Source organism: Gluconobacter oxydans DSM 3504, from assembly GCF_000583855.1.
Lineage (GTDB): Bacteria > Pseudomonadota > Alphaproteobacteria > Acetobacterales > Acetobacteraceae > Gluconobacter > Gluconobacter oxydans.
In genome coordinates this window covers 2,327,079-2,350,681 of the sequence record NZ_CP004373.1, presented here as the reverse complement: position 1 = coordinate 2,350,681, position 23,603 = coordinate 2,327,079, and the positions used below count along the sequence as shown (strand labels likewise).

Genomic DNA, 23,603 nt, shown 5'->3' with positions numbered 1-23,603 from the left:
AAAAAAAGCCCGGCGCCGTCATGGCACCGGGCTTTTTCAGATCCAGTCCTTAATGGACATAAGCAGTTCTTTCACGACCCCTCTGCCCCGTCCGGGCCGCATCCTCAATCTGAGCCGCCCCGGGCAACACGCCGTGCATGAGGATTTTCCAGTTAGGATCAGCGATCAGGATCGCACACAGATCGCTCCAGTAGAGCGAGCTGTCGAAATGTGAATTGGTACTGTTATGAAGCAGTGACAGCGCCTGATCGGCATGACCCTTGAAGATCAGGTCAAGCATGATCTGCGTCGTTGTAGGCAGGCCCTGCCCCGGGCGATTATGCCAGGTTTCCCACATGAATGCCCCGGTTTCATTGCCGATGGATGCTCCGTCGAAGCCCAGGGAGACAAAAGACAGGGCATTCTGCTTCAACCGGGCCGTATCCAGCGCGAATGTTCCATTACGCCAGATCACAGGGACCGGTGTCGACGCGCTGTCGGAATCGGATGCACCGAATGGCCTCAGCACGGGGATCGAGAGCCAGAAACCGAACGGCCCGGTCGCAGGCGCAGCCTGAGGCGGATATTCAGGCTGGCGGCAGTCGCCGATTTTCTGGAAATGCGGCAGTTGTGCAAAACGCAGCGCGACATAGTCGCCGCACCGTTCTACCCCGCCTGTGCCAGCGTAAAACAGGAGGTCGGGCGCTTCCCCTGGTTTCGGTCCCGTCCGCTGCCAGAGCGTCGCGACAAGCCCGGGCGGTCCGTCAATATTTTCAGAGACCGGGGCGCCCTTGCCCATCCAGACGAGACAGAATGACTGTGGCTCTGCGCTCTGAACCTGACAGGCCCGCGCCTCTACATGCCCTTCAGGCCCGGACCACAGAACCCGGGCCTTCCCGGCAGACGTGGAACCGGCAGACGCCGCCCCGCCCCAGATCCCGACAAGAAGAAGTGCAAGAGCTGAGTACGAGCGCATACCGGATTCCGTTTCAGGAAATTACATAACGTTACGGAATACGATAGAACGGATTGGGCAGAAGGAAACCCTTTTTCGCATAGCCCCCGCTCAGATCGGACGGCTGGTCCCCGAGGCTTGCAATGATCGTATAGCCCTTGCGCTCAATGCGCTCGCGCGTCGGCGTCTTGTACAGCGCCGCATAACCATGAGACGTCATCGGCCGCAGATACAACCCGTCCCAGTGCCGGATTCCTGCCAGATGCAGGTTCCGCTCCGTGGCCTCGCGCTCGTCCTCATGCCGCCCCGTCACGAAAAACACCGCGACATGATGGGCCTGTGCGTCCTCGATCAGCGCCCGCGTGGACGCAAAGGCGGGAGCCCGCCCGCTCTTCTCCCACGCATCCGCGCCACACGGCCCCTTGGGCAGCGCATCGCAGGGACCAGCCGCAATATACCCGAAATCATTGGCCCGGATCTCGTCCCAGTTGGACAGCGTCGTCTCATCGATATCGAGCACGATGGCGGGGCGTCGCGTCTTCGGCGCAGTCTCGTCAATCCACTGACGGGCCTGTGCAACAACGACATCGAAATCATGCTGATAGTCGCCACTGTCGTGATAGGCGCTGGCGGCCAGAATGGCATCGCCCACATTCGCGGGCTGTGCGGCCATGGCAGCCAGAGGCGCCATGGCGCCACCGACAAACAGGCTGGTGGCGAGCAGGAGAGAACGGATCATGGAGGAGCCACCTTTCGTGACAGAAGAACAAGACCGACCCCGACCAGGGCCAGAGCCGTTCCGATAACGGAAACACCGCTGTAGCCCAACCCCATGGACAGCGCGATCCCTCCCAAAGCCGCGCCAATGGCGTTTCCGAGATTGAACGCCCCGATATTCATGGACGACGCCAGAGCCGGCGCATCATGCGCGGCCTGCATCACCCGCATCTGAAGCGCGGGCATCAGCGAAAACGTGGATGCCCCCCACAGAAGCGACGCAAACAGCGCGCCCGGCACGGTCTGCGCCATCCAGGGGAAGATCAGCATGATGACACCAAGGATCGGGAAAAAGACCAGCAGGCTTCCGTCCAGCGATCGATCCGCACTCCGTCCACCCACGGCATTGCCGATGGAGAACCCGACACCCGTCAGCATGAGCGCAATCGTAATGACCGTCGGGCTCGCATGGGTGATGTGCTCAAGGATCGGCGCAATATAGGTATAGAGGACGAACATCGCCCCTGCCCCGATTGCGGTCGTCAGCAGTGCCAGAAGCACATTGCCCTTCACCAGCACCCGCAGCTCGCGCCCGACCTCCGGCGCGGGACCAACCTCGCGGGCCGGAAGCGCAAACTGCACGGCCAGCATGGTCACGAGCCCCAGCATCGCCGTCACGCCAAAGGCGCTGTGCCAGCCGAAATTCAGCCCCAGCCAGGTTGCCGCCGGAACACCGATGATGTTGGCGATCGTCAGCCCCATGAACATGGACGCCACCGCACTCGCCCGCCGGGAAGGCGCCACCGACAGCGATGCTTCAACCGCACCCAGTCCGAAAAACGCACCATGTGCCAGACTGGTCAGGACACGGGCCGCAAACAGAAGTTCATAGCTTTTGGAAATGGCGGAGAGCAGGTTCCCCGCCACATAGAGCCCCATCAGCAGGATCAGGGCCAGCTTGCGCCGGAACCGCGCCATCAGGAGCGTAATGACGGGCGCGCCGATCATCACGCCCATCGCATAGGCCGTCACCAGGCCACCGGCCTTGGGAACGCTGACCTGAAGACCATGGGCAATGACGGGCAGAAGGCCCATCGGAGTAAATTCTGTCGTGCCGATGGCAAAGGCGCCAACGGCGAGCGACAGCAGGGGCCAGTTTGGTGGCGATTTCACTGCCAGTTTCAAGACCGGTCTCCGGGACTGCAGATTGTTCGAGATTGGTCGAACCCTGCCATACCCGGAATGCCGGAACAACCAAAAGTTGTTTTACATCATGCCGTTGGGATGCTCGCCCATATCCATGCCATCCATGATCATGGTTTTGTGGTGCGGATCATCGAGATGACATTCATGATCCTGAAGCTCCTCGCCCGATCCATGATCGAAGACATGCGCCATGTCATCGAGCAGAATGAACCCGCCATGCTTGGCCGGCGTGATGACGAGCGTGTGGATGGACATGTCATCGGCCGCAATCACCCGGAACGGTGACGGATCCAGCGACGGCACGATCCGCGCCCGGTACGGATGGCCATACAGCGACACGAGCGACCAGGTTTCGGTGATCATGTTTTTGTCGAGCTCGGCACGGGCATAGGCCGTCAGACAGTCCAGATGGATATGCAGCTGATCCTGCGTGCGGCCCGGACGCGAATTGATGGCCATCGACAGATGGGCATCCGGGATTTCGAACCCGTAGGACTGCGCCACATGCCCGCGCTCTGCCCAGGCTTCGGCGAAATAGTTCGGCGTCTCGGGCTTCAGCAGAACGGGATCTTCAACGCCCGGAACCTTCTGCGTCGGGATCACGAGATACTGCCCACGCCCGGTCTTGTCCTTAAGCAGGGCGTAACCATCCTTCTCGTCATAGACCGTGCAGGGCTTGTGAGCAGCATCCGGCGCGCACCGTCCATGCACGACTTTCCACAGCGCACCCCGGTCATGGGACTTGCCACACCCTGACAGCCCGAACACAACCGCTGCCGCCAGAAAACCAACCCTGGCCGCCGTCCCGTAATTCCGCAAACTCATTCTTCCCTTACCTGACATTCAAGCTGCATCGCAGCTGCCAGCCTCTCGAAACGACGACGGACCGCACTGCCTGCCGCCCGGACGCTGCGCGCGCCCAGAACCAGCACGAGCGTTCCGTCTTCCACAAGAAGCCTGCACTCATCGAGCAGGACCTTCGTCCCTGCACAGAGTGTATACGCCAGCCGGAGCGCCAGACCCAGCCGCACCGCACGCTCGATTTCCGAACGCGACAGAAGCTGCCGGGAAGGTTCGATCAGGGGAGAGTCCATCGAGACTTCGTAACGCACCGCCAGCGTCAACCCGATGAAGGCACGCGCGCTGTGGTCAAAGCCCACGCCATGTCCATGCATCACACGCCGGTAGGTCTGCTCCGCCCTGTATTCGGGATGATCGTAGGACCCGATGTCAGAGAGCATGCAGGCCAGTTCGCGCAGGCGCTTCTGGGTCCGGGTCTCGTCGCGGAACAGCGGCGCCGTCCAGCTCACCAGAGGCTCGGCCAGCGACGCACTGCGCGCCAGACGGTTGGCCATCTCCGCCGCCAGATCCGTCATCGGATCAAGATCCGCGACCGAAGACGCGACATGGCGCATGTACCAGCCCTCGCGTAGCCCATCGACGCTGAACACGACCTTGGACGGACGCACGCGCTCCATCAGGCACCGCAGCACGACGGCCGCAAACGGCGCATCCGCCAGACGCTTACGGGGCGCGCCGGGAAGCTTCTCCAGAGTACGGCGGGGCGAGGCAATGACCCAGTCCGCCATCTCCCGCGCTTCCCCTTCCGAAAGGGTAAACAGATGCACGAGGTTCAGCGGATACTGCGTCCGCGCGATCTGCAGTCGCGCCAGAGCCCGGAACGCCCCCCCCACCAGATAAAGCGGCCGGCCCGTCATGCCCGGAAGCCAGTTCACGGCCGCCAGGAGTTCGTTCGCGATTTCAGCCGCCCGCTCGATGCTGCCCTTCGCACGGTCATGCAGCCGGATCACACCCAGCTTGGTCGTCACAGCCTCGAAATACTGACCATCGGCCACATGGATCAACTCCAGCGACCCGCCGCCGATATCCGCAACCAGACCATTCGCTTCCGGCAGCCCGCACAGCACGCCGCGCGCCGCATAATCGGCTTCCTCGGTTCCTTCCAGAACCCGGATCGGCACGCCCGGCATCCGGGCACGGATCGCATCCACGAAGTCCGGACCGTTGGACGCGTCGCGGACGGCGGCCGTAGCGAGAACCTCGAAAGGCTCGGCACCCATGGCGCGGGCGACGGTATGGAACCGCCCCAGCACGTCCATCGCCAGCGCCACGCCCTCGTCATTGAGACGGCCCGTCGCATCCAGACCACGCCCCAGCTTGAGCGTGACCTTCTCGTTGAAGATCGGAAGGGGGTTGCGCGTCACCCCTTCAAAAACAACCAGCCGGACCGAGTTTGAACCGAGATCGACAATGGCGGAACGCTGTGAAGATGAGGACATGCAGATCAGTCTTCCAGAATCCTGTCCGGCCGCTCACGGGGGCGATGCGCCTCCGGAAGGACCTTCTCCCGCGCAGCCGAGCCTCGGCCGGACAGGGACGGATTGTTCATGAAGTATTCGTGGGCGGAGAAAGGATGTGCGCCCGGCGAAACCCGATGCCAGTAGCCGTCCCTCGTGAGCGTCCAGCTCTGAAGGTTGTCCTTGATGTTCATCGTCATGATCTGGCCAAGAATCTGCGCATGGACCGTCGGGTTCGTGATGGGCACCATGGCTTCTACCCTCCAGTCCATGTTCCGCACCATCCAGTCTGCGGAAGAAATGAAAACTTTTGCCTTGTGAGACGGCATCCGATGCCCGTTTCCGAAGGCAAAAACCCGCGCATGTTCCAGAAAACGCCCGACAATCGACTTGATTTCGATATTATCCGAAAGTCCCGGCACACCAGGACGCAGACAGCAGATTCCCCGGATAATCCCAATGATCTTCACCCCGGCCTGCGACGCCTTGTACAGCCGGTCGATCAGTTCCGCGTCCACAAGGCTGTTCATCTTCAGCCAGATCCGGCCCGGCCGCCCCGCCTTTGCATGGTCGATCTCGTCCTGGATCAGCTGCTCCAGAGTGGAACGGATGGTGATGGGCGAAAATGCCAGCGCATCCATTTTCGCCGGAATGGCATAGCCCGTCATGTAGTTGAACAGACGCGCCGAGTCCGATGCCAGCTTCGGATCACAGGTAAAGAACGACAGATCCGTATAGATCCGCGCCGTGATCGGATGATAATTCCCCGTCCCGAAATGCGCATAGGACCGGAGCGACCCGTTCTCACGACGGACCACAAGACTCAGCTTGGCATGCGTCTTAAGATGCGCAAACCCGAACACGACCTGCACGCCCGCCGCTTCCAGCGCACGCGACAGGCGGATATTGGCCTCCTCGTCAAACCGCGCCCGAAGCTCGACCATCGCCGTGACCGACTTGCCAGCTTCCGCCGCCTCGATCAGCGCATGCACGATCGGACTGTCGCGGGACGTCCGGTACAGCGTCTGCTTGATTGCCAGCACATTCGGGTCCAGCGCGGCCTGACGCAGGAACTGCACCACGACGTCAAAGCTCTCGAACGGATGATGGACCAGCATGTCCTTCGCCCGGATCGCCGCGAAACAGTCACCGTCATAATCCAGAACACGCTCGGGAAAGCGCGGCGTATAAGGCGGGAACACCAGATCCGGACGGTCATCCACGATGAGCTGTTTGAGATCCGTCACCCCCACGAAAGAGGGCAGGACGACAACGTCCTCTTCGCCCACGCCGAGCTCTTCGCCCATCTCGCGGCCCAGCGTGTCCGGCAGCTTGCGATCCAGCGCAAGATGAATGCACACGCCGCGCCGACGCTGCTTCAGCGCCGTCTCGTAAGACCGCACCAGATCCTCGGCCTCGTCCTCGAACTCCACATCCGTATCGCGGATCACACGCAGCACACCCGCCGCCCCGATCACCAATCCCGGGAACAGACGCCCGGCAAACAGCGTGATGAGATCCTCAAGCAGCACGAAACGGATCTGGTCCGGCGTCTCCTGCCCTTCCTTCAGTCGCGCCGGCAGACGCAGGAAACGGGGGACCTGCGCCGGAAGCAGGATCAAACCATCCATGACATGCGCCGAGGACGCAGCGTCCTTCAGGCGCATGTGCAGCGCGAGGCCCATATTGGGAATGAACGGCAGCGGATGGGACGGATCGACCGCCATCGGCGTCAGCACCGGGAAGACCCGCTCGTCAAACAGCGTGGACAGCTGCGCCAGATCGGTCTCGTCCAGGGAGTCGGTCGGCAGGATGACGATCCCCGCCTCCTTCAGCTCCCCTTCCAGCACATGCCAGACGCGCTGCTGCTCGGCCAGAAGATGCCGGGCCTTCTGCCGCACCTGCGAAAGCTGCTGGGCCGGCGTCAGCCCGTCAGGACTGCGGACGACCGTCCCCTCGCGCACCTGCCCCACCAGACCGGCCACACGCACGGAATAGAACTCGTCGAGATTGCTGGAACTGATGGACAGAAACCGCACCCGCTCCAGCAGCGGATTGCGGGGGTTTTCCGCCTCATCGATGACGCGCTGGTTGAAGTCGAGCCAGGACAGCTCCCGGTTGAGGAACCGCTCCGGCGATGTCGGCATATGCGCGTAGTCTTCAGCCCGTGCCGCGGCCGTCTGCCGACGGCGCCCGCGGTTCTGCGCCGGGGTCACGGCATTGCGGGGTTTGCGGGGGGAACGGCGGCGCGGAGCAGGCCGGGAATCTTCAGTCGTCACGATGGGGTCTTCCGGAACACACAGAAATACGGATCGCATAAAAGGTCATGCCGCGGGATAGGCATGTCAAACGGAGTTTTTGTGTCACTCCCATGACGCCTACCCCTCGGGCGTCAGAAGATCCGGCAGCATTTCCATCGCCAGCGCCCGCGTAATCGGCTGCTTGCGCGCCAGAGCGGCCTCGTCCAGCCGCTCCACCGCCGAGACCAGCGCATTGCCCGTCCGGGGCAGATGCCGCCACAGCCATTCCGTCACCGCCTGCGACACCACAAGCTGCCGGTCCGCCAGCAGAGACAGCAGAAGCGTCGCCCGCAGATCATCCTCGGGCTCACCCGTGGCCGTGGTCGCCGTCGCCCGCAGACGGCTCGCCAGATCCGGCAGCATGAAATGACTGCGCGACGGCGGAAGCCGCCCCGCCATCAGAACCCGGTCCCCCTGGGAGAACGCATCGTTCAGCAAATGCAGCATGGTCGCCTCATCTCCCGGCGAATCGGCATTGTCGATCGCCAGGTTCCCCTGCACCCGGATGCGCCCGCCTGCCGAAGACGTGGAAAACAGCCGCGCATCCAGCACCGTGGCATCATGCTCATGCGCCCAGGCCGTCAGAAGATGCGTCTTTCCCGTCCCCGAAGGCCCCCAGAGCCAGAGCCGCCCGTCCGGCCACTGGTTCCGCGCCAGCCAGGCCCGCGCGGCCGCATTGGACGGCCCGTTGATGAAACGCTCGGACGTCATGGCCGTCACGCGACGCAGCGGAAACGCCATCTGAACGGCCGAACGCCCACGATGATGCTCCCGGCCGACAGCGCCGGATTCCGGCACCGCATTCCCGTCCGTGGCCCTGCCAGCATCCCGTTTCGTCATCCCAGGTCCCTTTTTCATGCCGTTACGCCTTCAAACAGGCGTTCCGCCAGCGCGCAGGATGCTCTAGAACGGCGTCACGTCAACCAGCGGGAACCTTCGACCATGACCGATCAGCCTGACATCTCCCCCGGCACGAGCTGCGGCGCAAGCTACGCACAGGCCGGCGTGGACATCGCCGCAGGCGATGCGCTGGTCGATGCGATCAAGCCCGCAGCCAAGGCCACGAACCGTCCCGGCACCATGGGCGGCCTCGGCGGCTTCGGCGCCCTGTTCGATCTCAAGGCCGCAGGCTTCACCGATCCCGTCCTCGTCAGCTGCACCGACGGCGTCGGCACCAAGCTGATGGTCGCCATCGAAGCCGGCAAGCATGACGAAGTCGGGATCGACCTCGTCGCCATGTGCGTCAACGACCTTGTCGTGCAGGGTGCCACCCCGCTGTTCTTCCTGGACTATCTCGCCACCGGAAAGCTCTCCGTCGAGGCTGCTGCCACGGTCGTGAAGGGCATCGCCAAGGGCTGCGCCGAGTCCGGCTGTGCCCTCGTCGGCGGTGAAACGGCTGAAATGCCCGGCATGTACGCCCCCGGCCATTACGATCTCGCAGGTTTCAGCGTCGGCGCGGCAGAGCGAAACAACCTGCTCCCCGCCAACATCGCCGAAGGCGACACGCTGATCGGCCTGCCCTCGTCCGGCGTCCATTCCAACGGCTTCTCGCTGGTCCGCGAAGTCGTGCGCCGCTCCGGCCTCGGCTGGAATGACCCGGCCCCCTTCGCCGAAGGTCACACGCTGGCCGAAGCCCTGCTGACGCCGACGAAGCTCTACGTTCGCACGGTTCTGGACCTGCACGCCAAGGGCCTGCTCCACGGCTGCGCACACATCACCGGCGGCGGCCTCCCCGGCAACCTGCCCCGCGTCCTGCCAGAAGGCCTCGGCGTCCGCATCGACGGCTCCGCATGGGTCGTTCCGTCCGTCTTCCGCTGGCTGGCCGAAACAGGCAACGTGGCCGCTGACGAAATGCTCCGCGTCTTCAACTGCGGCATCGGCATGGTGCTCGTCACGTCCGAGCCCGAAAAGGTCATGGCCGAACTGGATGCGCGAGGCGAAACCGGCTTCCTCATGGGCCAGATCGTCCGCTCCGACGACGCCTACACCCTGACCGCACCGGTCTCCTTCGCATGAAGAAGCCGCATTCCAGAACCAGAGCGAAAGCTCCGGCCAAAAAAACCGAAAAAGTCCCCATCGCGATCCTCATCAGCGGTCGCGGCAGCAACATGCGCGCCCTGATCGAGGCCTGCGCCCGTCCGGACTATCCGGCTGAAATCGTGCTGGTTCTCAGTAATCGCCCGGATGCTCCGGGCCTTGAAGTCGCCGAAGCCGCGGGCCTGAAAACCCTCGTCATCGACCACAAACCCTTCGGCAAGGACCGCGAGGCCCACGAGCGCGAAATCGACGCTGCCCTTCAGGCTTCCGGCGCCATGCTGGTTGTGCTCGCAGGCTATATGCGCGTGCTGACGCCCTGGCTGGTCAAGGCCTGGGAAGACAGAATGCTCAACATCCACCCGAGCCTCCTGCCCGCCTTCCCCGGCCTTCACACTCACGAAGCCGCCATCAAGGCCGGTGTGAAAGAGCATGGTTGCACCGTCCATCTCGTTACATCCGGCGTAGACGAAGGCCCCATCCTCGGACAGGCCAGCGTTCCCGTGTTGGAAAACGACACGCCCGAAACCCTCGCCGCCCGCGTTCTGGAGCAGGAACACCTGCTTTACCCGGACGTGCTGGAAATGATCTGCGACGTCTTCGCGAAATAAAGCAGCTTCGGAAACGGTGGCCCTTTACGGCTTCGCGTAAGCGTAAGGGCCACCCTTTTCGATCGCCCGGCGATAGGCCGGACGGGCATGGATCCGCTCCAGAAACGCCCGCACATTCGGCCGCCCAAGCAGCGCCCCGGCCCGTGAAGCAGCGGCCTCAAGCGGAAAACTCATTTGAATATCCGCTCCACTCAGATCCGTTCCGGCAAACCAGCCGGTTTTCGCAAGCTCGCTCTCCCAGAAATCCATGTTCAGACGCAGTTGCGGATCCACAAATCCCTTCTCGGTTTCTGATGCAATTTTCCTGACCAGAGGCCGCAGCAGGAACGGCACCTTCTCCGGCAGCATCTGGAAAATCAGCTTCAGCAGAAGCGGCGGCATGGCAGAGCCCTCCGCATAATGCAGCCAGAACACGAACCGCACCCAGTCAGACGTCTCTTCCGCCGGCATCAGACGCCCGTTGCCGTACCGTTTGAGAACATATTCGATGATGGCTCCCGATTCCGGCAGCACCACATCCCCGTCCACCAGAACAGGCGCCTTCCCCAGCGGATGCACCCGCTTGAGCTCAGGAGGCGCCAGCATCGTTTTCGGATCGCGTTTATAAAACCGGATCTCGTAAGGCAGCTCGAGTTCTTCAAGCAGCCACAGAATACGCTGGGACCGGGAATTGTTCAGATGATGGACGACAAGCATCGGGCTCTCCCTTGATCGGGAGCTAACGGTCGCAAGCAGCACGAGGTTGCCCCGGCCCCTGAGAGCAAAAACGGAGCAATAAAAAAAAGCGCGGACCGAAGCCCGCGCCTTTCCTTCAGGACAGAAAGTCCCAACCGCAGATTACGGCAGGATTTCGGTCTCGGCGAAGAAGAAGGAGATCTCGTTCTTCGCGTTCTCGAGGCTGTCCGAACCATGCACGGAGTTGGCTTCGATGCTCTCGGCGAACAGCTTGCGGACGGTGCCTTCAGCAGCGTCGGCCGGGTTCGTTGCACCCATGACTTCGCGGTTCTTGGCAACGGCGTTCTCGCCCTGCAGAACCTGAACGACAACCGGCTCGGCGATCATGGAGGACACGAGGCTGCCGTAGAACGGACGCTCCTTGTGAACCGCATAGAAAGCGCCAGCCTGCTTCTCGGTCAGCTGAATGCGCTTCTGAGCAACGATACGCAGGCCAGCGCCTTCGAACACGGCATTGATCTTGCCGGTCAGGTTACGCTTGGTTGCGTCGGGCTTGATGATGGAAAGCGTGCGCTCGAGAGCCATCTTTCTTCTCCTGGTTAGGACCGGCCCCTTCCGGGACCAGCGGGTAAATACCGCCGTTCCACTAGAGCAAATTCATCGTTCCTGATAGGTCTGTCGCAGTATTTTAACGTCCCCTGTTTCTTTTCTTCCGACTGATCGAGGCGCCCGTGAGCCTGCTCACCATCACCGACCTGACCCTCCGCATCGCGGGCCGCACCCTGCTGGACAATGCGTCCCTCAGCGTGGATCCGGGACGCAAGATCGGTCTGATCGGCAAGAACGGCGCCGGAAAATCCACCCTTCTGGCCGCAATCGCCGGTGATTTCGCCCCGGACGGAGGCACCATCACGCTTGCCGCCCGCGCTACGATGGGCCGCGTCAAACAGGAAACGCCCTCAGGCAACACCTCCATCCTCGATACGGTTCTGGAAGGCGACCTCGAACGCACGCGCCTGCTTGCGGAAGCCGAAACCGCGACCGACCCGGTCCGCATCGCCGACGTCCACGAACGCCTCATCGCCATCGACGCCTACACGGCCCCCGCCCGCGCCGGTGCCATTCTCTCAGGCCTCGGCTTCGATCAGGACGCCCAGAACCGCGCCGTCTCGGACTTTTCGGGCGGCTGGCGGATGCGCGTGTCGCTGGCCACGGCGCTGTTCCTGAACCCCGATCTGCTGCTGCTCGACGAACCGACGAACCATCTCGATATCGAGGCCACGCTCTGGCTGGAATCCTGGCTCGCGAAGTTCTCGGGTGCCGCGATCATCGTCAGTCATGACCGCTCCCTGCTCGACAACACGGTCGATGCCATCGCCCATCTCGATCACCAGAAAATCAGCGTCACTCCCGGCGGATACGACAATTTCGTCCGCATCCGCACGGAACAGGCCCTCCAGCAGAACCGCGCCGCCGAACGCATTGCTGCCCAGCGCGCCCATATGCAGTCCTTCGTGGACCGCTTCCGTGCCAAGGCCACGAAAGCCAAGCAGGCGCAGGCCCGCCTGAAGGCCCTCGAACGCCTTCCCCAGATCGACAGCGTCGTGGAAGACACCCCCACCCGCTTCTCCTTCCCCGAACCGCAGCCCCTGCCCCCGCCAATGCTGAGCCTGAACAATGTCAGTCTCGGCTATGACGGGCGCGTCGTGCTCAAGGGCCTGAACCAGCGTCTGGACATGGAAGACCGCATCGCCCTGCTCGGCCAGAACGGCCGCGGCAAATCCACCTTCGCCAAGCTGCTGGCCGGCCGGCTGGAGCCCATGTCGGGCACCTACACGCATTCACCCAAGCTGAAGATCGGCTATTTCGCCCAGCACCAGAGCGACGAGCTCGTCCTGACCGACACGCCGATCGACCACATGAGCCGCGCCATGCCGGACGCGCTTCCCGCCGCTGTCCGAGCCCAGCTCGCCCGGTTCGGCCTCGATGAAAATCGCGCGGGAACCAAGGTCGGAGAGCTCTCCGGCGGCGAAAAGGCCCGCCTGCTTCTCGCCCTCTCCACCCGCGAGGCCCCACACCTTCTGATCCTCGATGAGCCGACCAACCATCTCGATCTCGACGCCCGTGACGCTCTGATCCGCGCCCTGTCGGAGTTCGAAGGTGCGGTCGTCCTCATCAGCCATGACAGCCATCTCGTGGAATCGGTCGCCGACCGCTTCTGGCTGGTCGAAGACGGCACGATCGCTCCCTTCGAGGGCGACATGGCCGAATACCGCGCCTGGCTCCTCGAACGCGCCCGCAAGGCCCGCGCCGAAATGGCCGAGCGCAACAAGGTCACCACGACATCAGAAAACAGCGGCTCCTCGTCAGCCCAGAAGCGGATCGACCGCAAGGAACAGACCCGCGCCCTCGCGCCCCTGCGCCGCAAAATCCGCGACGCGGAGAGCAAAATGGCCCAGCTCACCGGCGAGAAGACGAAAATCGAGGCCAGACTCGCCGATCCTGCCCTCTATCAGTCCGGCGATGCCACGGAAGTGACGTCCCTGAACGTCCATCTCGCCGCGCTCAACGCCAGCCTCGAAACCGTTGAGGAAAGCTGGCTCGAGGCCCAGGCAGAGCTTGAAGATGCCACCGGCTGAGGCCCTGAGATTTCCTTGACAGGAAACTCTTAACAAAAATGATTTGTTATTTGTTAACCACTGTGGGAGATATAGGGTCTCCAGGGGGTTAACATCCTGTTTCGGTCCTGACCGGCAACAGCTGCAGGGTGTTCCTGACCTGTCACTACAATCAGGCACTCTTTCCAATCCGACATGCGGGTCGCGGAATGGAAGGAACCTCCAGCTCTAAAAACCTGCCGTTATACAGGAACTCAGCACATGACCCGCGAATATCACGCTCCATCCGACTGCTATTACGGCCGTCCCTTCCATTCTCCCTCCTACGACGCGAACGGCTGCTCCTACAGTCCGCATCACGCCCAGTCTGCTTCCGGCCTGACCGTCAGCGGCTGTGGCCGGGTTCTGTATGTCCTCAATGGCGATTCCATCACGAAGACATCCATTGTGAATGGTGGCACCGTCGTTGTCGGATATGGCGGGTCATCCAGCTACGCCACGATCAGCCGTGACAGCCTTCAGGCCATCATTTCGGGCGGCACGTCCTCCCACACGACGGTCGGAAGCGGCGGCATCGAAGCCGTTTACACCAACGGCAGCACGACGCAGACCGTCCTCAACGGCGGCGATCAGGTCGTGTTCGGCGGCACCGCTACCAACACGACAGTCGGCAAGGGCAGCACGCAGTACGTGCTGACAGGCCAGGCAAACGGCACGACCATCGGCGCCGGCGGCACGCTTGCCGTCTCGAGCTGGGGCACCGTCAGCAACGCCTCGGTTCTGAACGGTGGCACGCTGGTCGTGAATTTCGGCTCCGTCGTCCAGAACACGAAGCTCTACACGGGCAGCACGCTCGACCTGAACTTCCTGCGCTACAACAGCAGCACGACGGCCACGATCAGCAACGACTATCTTGTCATCACCAGCAACCACGGGAAGATTTCCTTCAAGCTGGCTGACAATTACAGCGGCTACGCAGGCCAGACCGTGACCCTGTCGCGCGACAGCGACGGCAGCACGCTCGTCCATCTTCAGGAAGTCTGCTTCCTTCCGGGCACCCTGATCGCCACCCCCGATGGCGAACGCGCTATCGAGACGTTCGAGATCGGCGACAGCGTCGTCACCCCGGACGGCCAGACCCGCACCCTGACCTGGGTTGGCCGCGCCCATGCCCGCGTCCGCGCCGGTCTCCCCGACGACCAGGCCGGCTATCCGGTCCGCATCCGCGCCAATGCGATCGCCGATGGCGTTCCGCATACCGACCTTCTGGTCACCGGCGAACACTGCCTGTTCCTCGATGGCGGCTTCATTCCAGCCCGCATGCTGGTTAACGGCGCTTCCATCGTCTGGGATTACGCCATCACGTCCTACGACTACCTGCATGTCGAGACGGACGGCCATTCCGTCATTCTCGCCAACGGCCTGGCAACGGAATCGTATCTCGACACCGGCAACCGTCGCAACTTCACGCAGACCGGCCGCGTCGTTGCCTTCGGTGGCGCCCCCGCAAGCTGGGAACACGATGCCGCCGCCGAACTGGTGACCGATCGCACCCGCGTCGAGCCGGTCTGGACGGCCATCGCAGCCCGCAGCAACGTGACCGCCGCTCCCGCAGCGACGACCACGGATGCCGAACTGCTCCTGCAGCTGCCCTGCGGAACGCTACTCGCCCCGAGCCGCATCGCCAATGACCGTGCCGTCTTCAGCCTGCCGGACGGTGTCAGCGATGTCCGCATCCTGTCCCGCACCAGCCGTCCCTGTGACGTGGTCGGACCGTTCCTCGACGACCGCCGCGATCTCGGCGTTCTGGTCGGTGACGTGACGCTGTTCGAAAGCGCCTCCACCCGTCAGGTCACTACACACCTCACGACGGACGCCGATGGATGGCATGGCCGTGAAGTCGCCCCCATGCGCTGGACGGCGGGCAACGCCACGCTCAGCCTCGACACCATGGCAGCAGCGGTCCTGACCCTGCAGATCGTGGCAGCAGGCCCCTACACCGTCGAAGACACCACCGCTCCGGTCGCCCGGCGCGCCTGAGGCCAGACCGGGCTCCGGACATTCCGTCCGGTCCCGGCAGTGCCGGCGGCGCCCATGCGGGCCTGCCGGCAAAAGAAGGGGGGCCATTGACCCCCCTTCCCTCTGCCCATAAGCCAGTCGGCAACGACTGACCAAGGACAGACCTTCCCCATGCCCATCTCCTTTTCCGATCCGGCAGAACGCAGCGAGACGGAACCTCGCGCGCGGGAACTGTCCAGAATCGCCGGTCTGCTGCGCATCGCGCTGACCCTCACACTGGGCCTGCTGGCAATCTGGCTGATCGGTGACGTCCTGGCCGTGATCTTCGCCTCTGCCCTCGTGGCGATCGTCCTGCACGGGCTTGCGCGCATGCTCCGGCGTCACGTTTCCATCATCCCGTATCAGGGAGCGGTCGCCCTGGTCACTGTCGTGATCCTCGTAGCCCTGTTCGGTCTGGGCTGGTACAGCGGCCCGGCCATCAGCGACCAGTTCATCCGCCTCAAACAGGCCCTCATCACCCAGTCCGGCGAACTGCGCACCCATCTTTCCGGTTCAACGCTCGGTCAGATGGTCCTCGATCACCTGCCCTCGTCGCTGGGCGGCAATGCTGCGAGCACCGCGAGCCTCGGCTCACTGGGTTCGGGCCTCGCAGGTTCGGTCACGGGACTGCTCAGCTCCGTGTTCGGCATCCTCGGAACCCTTCTGGTGGTCCTGATCGCCGGGCTGTATTTCGCACTGAGCCCTGCCGTCTATATCGATGGCATGCTGCGCCTCGTCCCTACCCAGCACCGTCCCGCTGCACGGGAACTGATGCTGACCGCCGGATCCACCCTCTGGGCCTGGACCGCCGGACAGGCGCTGGACATGCTGGTGGTCGGAATGCTGTCGGGGATCGGCCTCTCGCTGATCGGGATCCCGCTCGCTCTGGCGCTCGGCGTCGTGGCAGGCCTGTGCAACTTCATTCCTTATATCGGCGCCATTCTCGGCGCAGTCCCCGCCGTCCTGCTGGGCCTGTCTCTCGGCACCCACGAAGCCCTGTTTGTCGGCATCCTGTACTGCGTGATCCAGTTCTTCGAAGGCAATGTCCTTGCCCCGCTGATCCAGCGCCGCGCGGTTCACATGCCCCCCGCTCTCGCCATCCTCTCGCAGACGGTCTTCGGCTCCATCCTCGGCGCGCCCGGCCTGATCCTGGCGTCCCCCATCACGGCCGCATTACTGGCCATGGGCGACAAGGCCACGGCACCGCTCGAAGACGAAAACCAGACCCGCCGCGCCGTCGGCGAAGTCACGGAACAGGAAGAAAAACAGCAGAAGTAAGTCCCCTCCATAAGGACAAAAAAAGACCGGCGCTCCCAAAGGAGGCCGGTCTTTTTTATGCCTGAACCGTTCTCGGCGTCTTACTTCGCAGGCTGCTGCGCACCATCCGGCTGAAGCGCCATGACCTGCGCATCCGGAAAGGCATTCATCCGGTACGGGCCGTTCTTTTCAAGCTGAACGCCGATAATGTCGTCCTGCTTCTTGTGCTTCCAGATGGACACGATGACCGGCTGTCCCTGCGCCGTGGTCATTTCCAGAATGACCTGACCCGGTGCAGGCGGACGCTCACCCGACGGTCCCCACGCCGTCTCATGCGACTGCAGCCACAGATTGACCTTCTGAACCTCATCCGCCGTGAGTTCACGACTGACAGGCGCACTCAGCTGCCCCGCCGTCACCTCCGGAAATTTCCAGGCATGCAGCAGCGGCCAGGTCACGAACCAGATGATGCCCACCGGAATGAGAACAAGGGCCGCAAAAACCAGCAGAAGTTTCTGTTCACGTCTCACGCCTGTTCTCCTGCCCAGCGGTTAAGGGCTGCAATGATGTAGCTGACGTCATCGTCCGTCAGTTCGGGATGAATGGGAAGAGCCAGAACCCGCGCACCGAGCCCCTCGGCCACCGGCAGCGAGGCACCATCATGATGCGGCGCATAGGCCGGCTGACGATGGAGCGGCTTGGGATAATAAATGGCCGTCGGAACACCGGCCTCCTTCAGGAACGCCTGAAGCGAATCCCGCTTGCCCGCATCAGGCAACAGGATCGTATAAATCGCCCAGGCACTCTCGCTGTCGGCAACGCGCACAGGCGGAACAATGCCTTCCGGCATGGCAGCATCATAGGCCGAAGCAATCGCATCCCGGCGCTTCAGTTCCTCCCCGAACACATCGAGCTTCGCCAGCAGCACCGCGGCCTGAAGCGTATCCAGACGCCCGTTGATCCCGATCCGCTCGACTTCGTAGCGCGTGCGGCCTTCCCCATGCGTGCGCAGGGAATGATACAGCGCCGCCAGATCGTCATCATCCGTCAGGATCGCACCACCATCCCCGTAACCGCCCAGCGGCTTGGACGGGAAGAAGGACAGCGTCGTCGCCTTCGCCTCATGCCCCAGACGACGCCCATGATACATCGCACCAAATGACTGCGCGCAATCGGCCACCAGCGTCAGACCTTCCTGCGCCGTCCAGGCCTTCAGTTCGTCCCAGGGCGCGGGCTGACCAAACAGATCCACCCCGATCACGACCCGGGGCTCCAGCTCCCCGGCCTGACGCACGGCCTCAAGCCGCTCCTTCAGGGACTCAAGACTGATCTGAAAGGTCTGCGGATCCACATCCACGAAAACCGGCGTGCCGCCCAGAAGCAGCACGACTTCCGCCGTCGCCGTATAGGTGAAGGCCGGCAGGAACACTGCGTCTCCCGGCCCGATCTCCTCACCCATCAGCACCATCAGCAGCGCATCCGTCCCGGACGACACGCCGATTGCATGTTTCGCACCGCCGAACTCTGCCAGACGCTGCTCCAGTTCCTGCACTTCGGGACCAAGCACGAAACGGCAATGCGCCATGACGGCGTCCACACGTTTCTGGATGCTGCCCTTCAGCCGCGCCTGCTGGGCGGGAAGGTCGAGAAAAGCAATCTGCCTTGTCATGGCGCTATCATCTCCGGATCGGGATGGGACATCGCAAGCGGCGTATTGCCGTCACGGTTATGAAGAAATTCTGGCACCAGCCGATACAGGATGGCCATGACCGCGCCCAGATCACTCGCGTGACAGGCCGCCTCCAGCTCATCCATCGCAGCACGCGCCACCTTGAAATCGACCGTGCGTGGAGACGCCATTCGCAGGCCCGGCGCATCGGTCGGAACCGGCGCCTCACGGCCGTGAAACAGCTCTTCGAACAGCTTTTCGCCTGGCCGCAGCCCGGTAAAGCGGATCTCGATATCGGTCTCCGGCCGCAGTCCGGCCAGACGGATCATCTGGAACGCCAGATCCATGATCCGCACCGGATCACCCATATCGAGCACGAAAATACCGCCCTGCCTGAGACGCTGGTCCGTCGCATCGTTCTGCGCACGCTCATGCGTGCCACGCACCGCCGCCTGCAACACCAGCCCCACGGCCTCGGGCACCGTCATGAAATAGCGCGTCATGTCCGGATGCGTGACCGTCAGTGGCCCACCATGCTCAAGCTGCCGTCGAAACAGTGGCACGACCGACCCTGTAGAGCCCAGCACATTGCCAAACCGCACGGTCACGCAGCGCATACCGCCCTGCCCGGCGCGCGCCCGCATGTCGAGCGCCTGCCCGTACACTTCGGCACAGCGTTTGCTCGCCCCCATCAGACTGGATGGATTGACCGCCTTGTCCGTGGAAATCATGACCATCGCCTGCGCCCCGGCCCGCTCGGCCTCATCCGCGACGATCCGCGTGCCGATCACATTCGTCAGCACACCCTCGACCGGATTGTCTTCCACGATCGGGACATGCTTGAGCGCGGCTGCATGAAAAACGAGATGCGGCCGGTACAGTCCGAACACCTCAGCAATACGTCGCCGGTCGCGCACATCCGCAATGATCTGCTGGCGCTTTACGTCTGCAAAACGCTCGGAAATATCCAGATTGATCTGCCACAGCGCATATTCGCTGCTCTCGATCAGCAGCAGCATGGCCGGCTGGAAAGACGCAATCTGCCGCGCCAGTTCGGAGCCAATGCTCCCCCCGGCCCCCGTCACGGCAATGACGCGCCCGCAGATCAGCCGCGCCATCCCCTGCGAATCGAGCGCCACAGGCGGCCGGTTCAGCAGGTCCTCGATCGCGATCGGCCGAAGCTCCACCCGGTCTGCCGGCTGCAATGCCGTAAGCGACGGTGTGCGCTGCACATCGATATCATAAGCCCGCGCGGCTTCAAGGATCTGGGCCAGCTCCCGGCCTTTGATTTCCCCCGCCGTAATGACGAGTGCATCCGGCAGTTTCCCCGCTGCGAAAAGCCGCTCCAGAATGGCAGGCGTCTCACTGATCGTCCCCAGGATCGGGCAGTCATGAATACGCCGCCCTGCCTGCTGCGCCCCCCCGGTCAGCAGTCCCACCACACGGCGGTTATTCCCGCTGTCACGCTCCATCGCCCGGATGAACAGATCGGCTTCATGATCCGCTCCGAGCAGCAGGATGCGCTCGCCATCCAGAGCCAGACTTCTGCGCCGCGCCGCCAGACGCCACATCATGCGAATGGCGCCCAGAAACACGAGCAGAACCAGCGCATGAATGATGGGGAAAGTCGGCGTCGGCAGCGGATACCCCGCAACATGCAACAGTTCTGCAAACAGCAGCGCACTCAGAACCGATGCACAGGCGATATTGAACAGGTCCGCCACACCCGAAAACCGCCAGTACTGCTGCGGGATACGGAACGGCAGCCCCCCCACCAGCAGCGTGATCCCGCCCCCGGCAATGAACCACAACGGATGAAGCCACCCCCCTGCCGGATCAGCCAGCCAGCGCGCCACCGGCGCCGCAGCCGCGGACACGACTCCATCCAGCACCACATTGAGAGCGATGCGCCGCGCCGGCATCGAAGAGCGCGGGGCCGCGCCTGAAGGGGGCATTGAGGCCTGGGATGTGGGCCCTGTAGGATGAACGGATGTCACGCGCCCCTTATAGCGCCAAAAGCCTCCCTCCCATAAAGTCGTCCCATGCCCTTTTCTTTCCAGAACCTGACCAGCGGCGTCACGCTCGCCTGCATCGCCGCCGTTGTCCTGTGCAATCTCCTGATCCTGCTCATGATCCGCGCTGGCGTTCTGGACCATCCCGTCGCCCGCAGTTCCCATACGCGCCCGACGCCCAAAGGCGGCGGGGTCGGCATCGTCGGCGCCTTCATCCTCTGCCTGCCTCCCGCCCTGTACGAGGCCCACGCGTCGATGCGCATCGTCCCTGCCATCACGGGGCTTCTGATCGGCATGATCTTGCTCGGCACGGTCTCATGGCTCGATGACGTCCGCCCTTTCCCCGCGCGCTACAAGCTCGCGGCCCAGTTCGTGGCGGCAATCGCCGCGGCCATCGGAACGGGCGCAACCCTGCCCGAACTGATCCCCTTCGTGCTGGCTGCCGTCTTCATCACGAACGCCCTTAATTTCATCGATGGCATCAATGGACTGGCCTCGGGCGTCATGGCCATTTCCGCCCTGGTTCTCGCCAGCACAGGCCTCATGCCCGTCGCCTTCGTCCTGCTCGCCGTCTGCCTGCTGAGCTTCCTGCCCTATAATTTTCCGAAGGCGCGGATCTTCATGGGCGATGTCGGCAGCCAGCCAATTGGCCTCGCCATCGCCTGGGGCGGCATGACCGGCTTTGGCACAGGCAGCGCGGTGCTCGTCATCGCCCTGCTCTCGGGCGTGCTGTGGGATGTGACGTTCACGCTCGCACGCCGGGCACGCGCCGGTGACAGGCTCGCACAGGCCCATCGCGGCCATCTCTATCAGCTGGCCGTCCGCTCAGGACTGCCCGTCCCGCTCGTTACATGTCTCTATTGGGGATTTGCCCTTTGGGGCGCTGCGGCTTTCGCCACAGGTCAGATCATCACGATGGTTCTGATGATCGTCCTGCCACAGCTTGCGTGGACAGGATATGTCTGCACGCGGGCCAGAACCCGCGTGCAGGACCGCTGGTAACCCAGCGGCTTAAATCAGCCAGCGCGACGGCTGCTCAGACGCTCGACCGAAGCCGAAGCGCGTTCCGTGCGCGTCGAACGCGTGCCGGAAGCTTCCGCCATCACGGCGCGCATTTCGCGCAGGAAGGTGGAGCCCTTCAGCGTGCGCTGCACCAGCACGGAACGACGGTCCAGCGGATCAACCTTGCGGCGCGCCAGGTCCAGTTCGCCCAGACGGTCGAGAGCGCGGGTGATGGCAGGCTTGGACACCTTGAGTTCCAGCGCCAGGCCACGAACCGTGTGCGCCCCGTCCCGCAGATAGCAGGTCAGGAAAACAGCGAGCTGACGGGCAGAAAGGTCGGGCCCGTCACGACGGACCATGGAAACGATGGTGTCGCACAGAAGGTTGAGCATCTGATCATTGGTAGCTTGGGGCATGATCTCTCTCCTAAGCAGTCCCTCCCTCATCTGTTGTCCGATCCCATAACAGGAGCCGACGGGATGAGGGTCGACGTGAAATTGTCTCTGCCTCTCCATGTCCGGAGAGACCGTAGTGGCATTCAAGTGGTGATTCGAAACGCATACGCAAGCATACGGGTTCCAAAACAATCCAGTGGACGATGACTCTGCATCGAAACGATAAAAGGGCGTATGCCTGATTGAAGCGCGTTTGACACCCTAATCTTTCAACACTCCGTCGCTCGGCCACACTGTTTGCCGAGTGAAACGCTTTATGGAAGCTCAGGAATTATTATGAATTCGTGACAAACTCTCCAGAATTGCCCGAAGACCAAGCACTTCTCCGCCCTCGGGACGGCCCGGCCGGGCGCCGTCATTCCACGCATAAGTGTCGATATGCGCCCATTTCTGGCCATCCGGAACGAATTTCTGAAGATAGAGCGCAGCCGTAATGGCCCCCGCCATCGGCTGTGATGTCACATTTCCGAAATCAGCCACTTTACTATCCAGCCATGCATCATAGCCATGCCAGAGCGGCATTCTCCACATTACATCGGCGGTCGTTTTTCCCGATTCGAGAATGAGTGATGCCAGTTCATCGTCATTACTGAACAGCGCGGGCACATCCGGACCGAGTGCCACGCGCGCAGCACCCGTCAGGGTTGCAGCATCCAGAATGGCATCCGGACGGCTTTCAGACGCCTCCGTTATGAGATCACACAACACCAGACGCCCTTCCGCATCCGTATTGCCAATCTCGACCGTCCTGCCACTGCGCGTCCGCAGCACATCCCCCGGCCGCATGGCATGACCCGACACACTGTTCTCGACACAGCCCAGACACAGTTCCAGATCCACATCCAGCCCCAGGTCGATCGCAGCACACATAACGGCCAGCATCAGCGCTGCCCCGCCCATGTCCTTCTTCATGCGCAACATGCCCGCCGCGCCTTTGAGATCGTACCCGCCCGTATCGAAACACACGCCCTTGCCGATCAGCGAAACGCGTGGCGCACCCTCACGGGCCTTCCACCGCGCCACGACCACGACCGGCTTGCGCTCCGACCCCTCGCCCACTTCCGCCAGGCACGGATACGCACTCCGCAGATCATCCCCATCCACAAGACTGACGCTCGCCCCGCGATGCACCAGCGCCGCACCGGCCATATCCGCCAGCTCCCGCGGCCCCAGCAGATTGGCAGGCATGTTGATCAGATCCCGTCCGAACCACAGCGCCTTCGACAGCGCAACGAGCCGCTTTGCCTCATCCGGCACAACCATCCGCGTCGTGACAGGCTTGTCCTCGCCCAGACTGAAACGATACGCCCCCATGCAGAACCCGAGCAGCGCGCTCTCCAGCGCCCCCTCATCAAGCCCGTGGAGCACCGCCGTCCAGTCCCCGTCCGGCAGAGCCGTCCCCAGCTTGCCGAAAGCCACCGGATCATTGACCCGTGCGGACGCCACACACAGAATCGCCGACCCCACGCCCCCGTCACCCGGCAGCAGCGTGAAAGCGCCGTCCTTTGCGGAAAATCCCTGTCCCTGAAGAAACGCCGCATGCTCCCCCAGAAGGCGCGAGACGGTCGCACTGTCCTCACAGGCCACCAGATGAACCAGACGGGCCGAAGCCGCGTCCGCAGAGGTTACGAAGGGAAGCTGGGGATGCGGATTCATAAGACTTTCTTCCTCAAATACAGGTCCCGCCCGATAAAGATCATCCGGATGGGCTTCAGATGCTTGCTTTTGCCCCGCAGG

General features: G+C 62.9%; 20 protein-coding genes. 6 read left to right on the top strand and 14 right to left on the bottom strand.

The window, feature by feature from the left end; all coding sequences use genetic code 11:
- Window positions 1-49: 49 nt before the first annotated feature.
- The 7 genes from GLS_RS10395 to GLS_RS10365 all read right to left on the bottom strand — a co-directional run bounded on the left by GLS_RS10395 (window position 50) and on the right by GLS_RS10365 (window position 8,315).
- Window positions 50-955: a hypothetical protein gene (locus GLS_RS10395; protein ID WP_041112164.1), complete on the bottom strand. Its 906-nt coding sequence runs from the start codon at window positions 953-955 to the stop codon at window positions 50-52.
- A 31-nt stretch (window positions 956-986) separates the two neighbouring features.
- A complete protein-coding gene (locus GLS_RS10390) occupies window positions 987-1,673 on the bottom strand; it encodes an HAD family acid phosphatase (RefSeq protein WP_041112163.1) in 687 nt (228 codons plus the stop codon).
- Window positions 1,670-2,836 carry an MFS transporter gene (locus GLS_RS10385; protein WP_193363816.1) on the bottom strand — a complete coding sequence of 389 codons (1,167 nt, stop codon included), beginning with the start codon at window positions 2,834-2,836 and terminating at the stop codon, window positions 1,670-1,672. Before GLS_RS10385 ends, GLS_RS10390 begins: the two co-directional genes overlap by 4 nt.
- A gap of 81 nt (window positions 2,837-2,917) precedes the next feature.
- Window positions 2,918-3,682: a CDP-diacylglycerol diphosphatase gene (locus tag GLS_RS10380; protein ID WP_041112162.1), complete on the bottom strand. Its 765-nt coding sequence runs from the start codon at window positions 3,680-3,682 to the stop codon at window positions 2,918-2,920.
- Window positions 3,679-5,157 carry a Ppx/GppA family phosphatase gene (locus GLS_RS10375; RefSeq protein ID WP_041112161.1) on the bottom strand — a complete coding sequence of 493 codons (1,479 nt, stop codon included), beginning with the start codon at window positions 5,155-5,157 and terminating at the stop codon, window positions 3,679-3,681. The genes GLS_RS10380 and GLS_RS10375 overlap by 4 nt, the downstream gene beginning before the upstream one ends.
- Window positions 5,158-5,162: 5 nt before the next feature.
- The gene (locus GLS_RS10370; protein WP_041112855.1) at window positions 5,163-7,322 is read right to left on the bottom strand and encodes an RNA degradosome polyphosphate kinase; all 2,160 of its coding nucleotides are present in this window, start codon (window positions 7,320-7,322) and stop codon (window positions 5,163-5,165) included.
- A 231-nt stretch (window positions 7,323-7,553) separates the two neighbouring features.
- On the bottom strand, window positions 7,554-8,315 hold the full coding sequence (locus GLS_RS10365) for a DnaA/Hda family protein (RefSeq protein WP_041112160.1): 762 nt from the start codon (window positions 8,313-8,315) through the stop codon (window positions 7,554-7,556).
- 102 nt (window positions 8,316-8,417) lie between these two features.
- On the opposite strand from GLS_RS10365, the gene purM reads away from it, so the two are divergent.
- Both purM and purN read left to right on the top strand, forming a co-directional pair.
- On the top strand, window positions 8,418-9,491 hold the full coding sequence (purM, locus tag GLS_RS10360; RefSeq protein ID WP_041112159.1) for a phosphoribosylformylglycinamidine cyclo-ligase: 1,074 nt from the start codon (window positions 8,418-8,420) through the stop codon (window positions 9,489-9,491).
- Window positions 9,488-10,120, top strand: a complete 633-nt coding sequence (gene purN, locus GLS_RS10355; RefSeq protein WP_052327557.1) for a phosphoribosylglycinamide formyltransferase — start codon at window positions 9,488-9,490, stop codon at window positions 10,118-10,120. The genes purM and purN overlap by 4 nt, the downstream gene beginning before the upstream one ends.
- Window positions 10,121-10,144: 24 nt before the next feature.
- Here the strand turns inward: purN and GLS_RS10350 are convergent, their stop codons facing one another.
- Together GLS_RS10350 and ndk are read right to left on the bottom strand one after the other, a co-directional pair.
- On the bottom strand, window positions 10,145-10,816 hold the full coding sequence (locus GLS_RS10350; protein ID WP_041112158.1) for a glutathione S-transferase: 672 nt from the start codon (window positions 10,814-10,816) through the stop codon (window positions 10,145-10,147).
- A 141-nt stretch (window positions 10,817-10,957) separates the two neighbouring features.
- The gene (ndk, locus tag GLS_RS10345; RefSeq protein WP_011253445.1) at window positions 10,958-11,380 is read right to left on the bottom strand and encodes a nucleoside-diphosphate kinase; all 423 of its coding nucleotides are present in this window, start codon (window positions 11,378-11,380) and stop codon (window positions 10,958-10,960) included.
- 146 nt (window positions 11,381-11,526) lie between these two features.
- On the opposite strand from ndk, the gene GLS_RS10340 reads away from it, so the two are divergent.
- The 3 genes from GLS_RS10340 to GLS_RS10330 all read left to right on the top strand — a co-directional run bounded on the left by GLS_RS10340 (window position 11,527) and on the right by GLS_RS10330 (window position 16,749).
- Entirely contained in the window at window positions 11,527-13,434 is a 1,908-nt protein-coding gene (locus tag GLS_RS10340; RefSeq protein WP_041112157.1) for an ABC-F family ATP-binding cassette domain-containing protein, read from the top strand.
- 240 nt (window positions 13,435-13,674) lie between these two features.
- Complete coding sequence (locus GLS_RS10335) at window positions 13,675-15,453, top strand: Hint domain-containing protein (RefSeq protein ID WP_041112156.1); 1,779 nt, start codon at window positions 13,675-13,677, stop codon at window positions 15,451-15,453.
- 150 nt (window positions 15,454-15,603) lie between these two features.
- Window positions 15,604-16,749 carry an AI-2E family transporter gene (locus tag GLS_RS10330; RefSeq protein WP_041112155.1) on the top strand — a complete coding sequence of 382 codons (1,146 nt, stop codon included), beginning with the start codon at window positions 15,604-15,606 and terminating at the stop codon, window positions 16,747-16,749.
- A gap of 80 nt (window positions 16,750-16,829) precedes the next feature.
- Here GLS_RS10330 and GLS_RS10325 read toward each other — a convergent pair whose 3' ends face one another.
- The 3 genes from GLS_RS10325 to GLS_RS10315 are packed head-to-tail and all read right to left on the bottom strand — an operon-like array spanning window position 16,830 to window position 20,352.
- The gene (locus GLS_RS10325; protein WP_041112154.1) at window positions 16,830-17,258 is read right to left on the bottom strand and encodes a hypothetical protein; all 429 of its coding nucleotides are present in this window, start codon (window positions 17,256-17,258) and stop codon (window positions 16,830-16,832) included.
- Window positions 17,255-18,397, bottom strand: coding sequence for a DegT/DnrJ/EryC1/StrS family aminotransferase (locus tag GLS_RS10320; RefSeq protein ID WP_041112153.1), 1,143 nt, complete (start codon window positions 18,395-18,397; stop codon window positions 17,255-17,257). The genes GLS_RS10325 and GLS_RS10320 overlap by 4 nt, the downstream gene beginning before the upstream one ends.
- A complete protein-coding gene (locus GLS_RS10315; RefSeq protein WP_041112152.1) occupies window positions 18,394-20,352 on the bottom strand; it encodes a polysaccharide biosynthesis protein in 1,959 nt (652 codons plus the stop codon). Before GLS_RS10315 ends, GLS_RS10320 begins: the two co-directional genes overlap by 4 nt.
- 87 nt (window positions 20,353-20,439) lie before the next feature.
- Between GLS_RS10315 and GLS_RS10310 the strand changes: the two genes are divergently transcribed.
- Complete coding sequence (locus tag GLS_RS10310; RefSeq protein ID WP_041112151.1) at window positions 20,440-21,411, top strand: glycosyltransferase family 4 protein; 972 nt, start codon at window positions 20,440-20,442, stop codon at window positions 21,409-21,411.
- Window positions 21,412-21,425: 14 nt separating this feature from the next.
- Here GLS_RS10310 and GLS_RS10305 read toward each other — a convergent pair whose 3' ends face one another.
- Both GLS_RS10305 and GLS_RS10300 read right to left on the bottom strand, forming a co-directional pair.
- A complete protein-coding gene (locus GLS_RS10305; protein WP_024717011.1) occupies window positions 21,426-21,827 on the bottom strand; it encodes a MarR family transcriptional regulator in 402 nt (133 codons plus the stop codon).
- Between the two features lie 303 nt (window positions 21,828-22,130).
- Window positions 22,131-23,522: a leucyl aminopeptidase family protein gene (locus GLS_RS10300; protein ID WP_041112150.1), complete on the bottom strand. Its 1,392-nt coding sequence runs from the start codon at window positions 23,520-23,522 to the stop codon at window positions 22,131-22,133.
- Between the last annotated feature and the right edge of the window lie 81 nt (window positions 23,523-23,603).

Excerpts from the sequence above, each read along its gene's own strand:
- GLS_RS10395 (WP_041112164.1), bottom strand. The coding sequence starts at position 955 with ATGCGCTCGTACTCAGCTCTTGCACTTCTTCTTGTCGGGATCTGGGGC.
- GLS_RS10390 (WP_041112163.1), bottom strand. The coding sequence starts at position 1,673 with ATGATCCGTTCTCTCCTGCTCGCCACCAGCCTGTTTGTCGGTGGCGCC.
- GLS_RS10380 (WP_041112162.1), bottom strand. The coding sequence starts at position 3,682 with ATGAGTTTGCGGAATTACGGGACGGCGGCCAGGGTTGGTTTTCTGGCG.
- GLS_RS10375 (WP_041112161.1), bottom strand. The coding sequence starts at position 5,157 with ATGTCCTCATCTTCACAGCGTTCCGCCATTGTCGATCTCGGTTCAAAC.
- GLS_RS10370 (WP_041112855.1), bottom strand. The coding sequence starts at position 7,322 with ATGCCGACATCGCCGGAGCGGTTCCTCAACCGGGAGCTGTCCTGGCTC.
- GLS_RS10365 (WP_041112160.1), bottom strand. The coding sequence starts at position 8,315 with ATGACGAAACGGGATGCTGGCAGGGCCACGGACGGGAATGCGGTGCCG.
- purM (WP_041112159.1), top strand. The coding sequence starts at position 8,418 with ATGACCGATCAGCCTGACATCTCCCCCGGCACGAGCTGCGGCGCAAGC.
- purN (WP_052327557.1), top strand. The coding sequence starts at position 9,488 with ATGAAGAAGCCGCATTCCAGAACCAGAGCGAAAGCTCCGGCCAAAAAA.
- GLS_RS10350 (WP_041112158.1), bottom strand. The coding sequence starts at position 10,816 with ATGCTTGTCGTCCATCATCTGAACAATTCCCGGTCCCAGCGTATTCTG.
- ndk (WP_011253445.1), bottom strand. The coding sequence starts at position 11,380 with ATGGCTCTCGAGCGCACGCTTTCCATCATCAAGCCCGACGCAACCAAG.
- GLS_RS10335 (WP_041112156.1), top strand. The coding sequence starts at position 13,675 with ATGACCCGCGAATATCACGCTCCATCCGACTGCTATTACGGCCGTCCC.
- GLS_RS10330 (WP_041112155.1), top strand. The coding sequence starts at position 15,604 with ATGCCCATCTCCTTTTCCGATCCGGCAGAACGCAGCGAGACGGAACCT.
- GLS_RS10320 (WP_041112153.1), bottom strand. The coding sequence starts at position 18,397 with ATGACAAGGCAGATTGCTTTTCTCGACCTTCCCGCCCAGCAGGCGCGG.
- GLS_RS10315 (WP_041112152.1), bottom strand. The coding sequence starts at position 20,352 with ATGCCCCCTTCAGGCGCGGCCCCGCGCTCTTCGATGCCGGCGCGGCGC.
- GLS_RS10310 (WP_041112151.1), top strand. The coding sequence starts at position 20,440 with ATGCCCTTTTCTTTCCAGAACCTGACCAGCGGCGTCACGCTCGCCTGC.
- GLS_RS10305 (WP_024717011.1), bottom strand. The coding sequence starts at position 21,827 with ATGCCCCAAGCTACCAATGATCAGATGCTCAACCTTCTGTGCGACACC.
- GLS_RS10300 (WP_041112150.1), bottom strand. The coding sequence starts at position 23,522 with ATGAATCCGCATCCCCAGCTTCCCTTCGTAACCTCTGCGGACGCGGCT.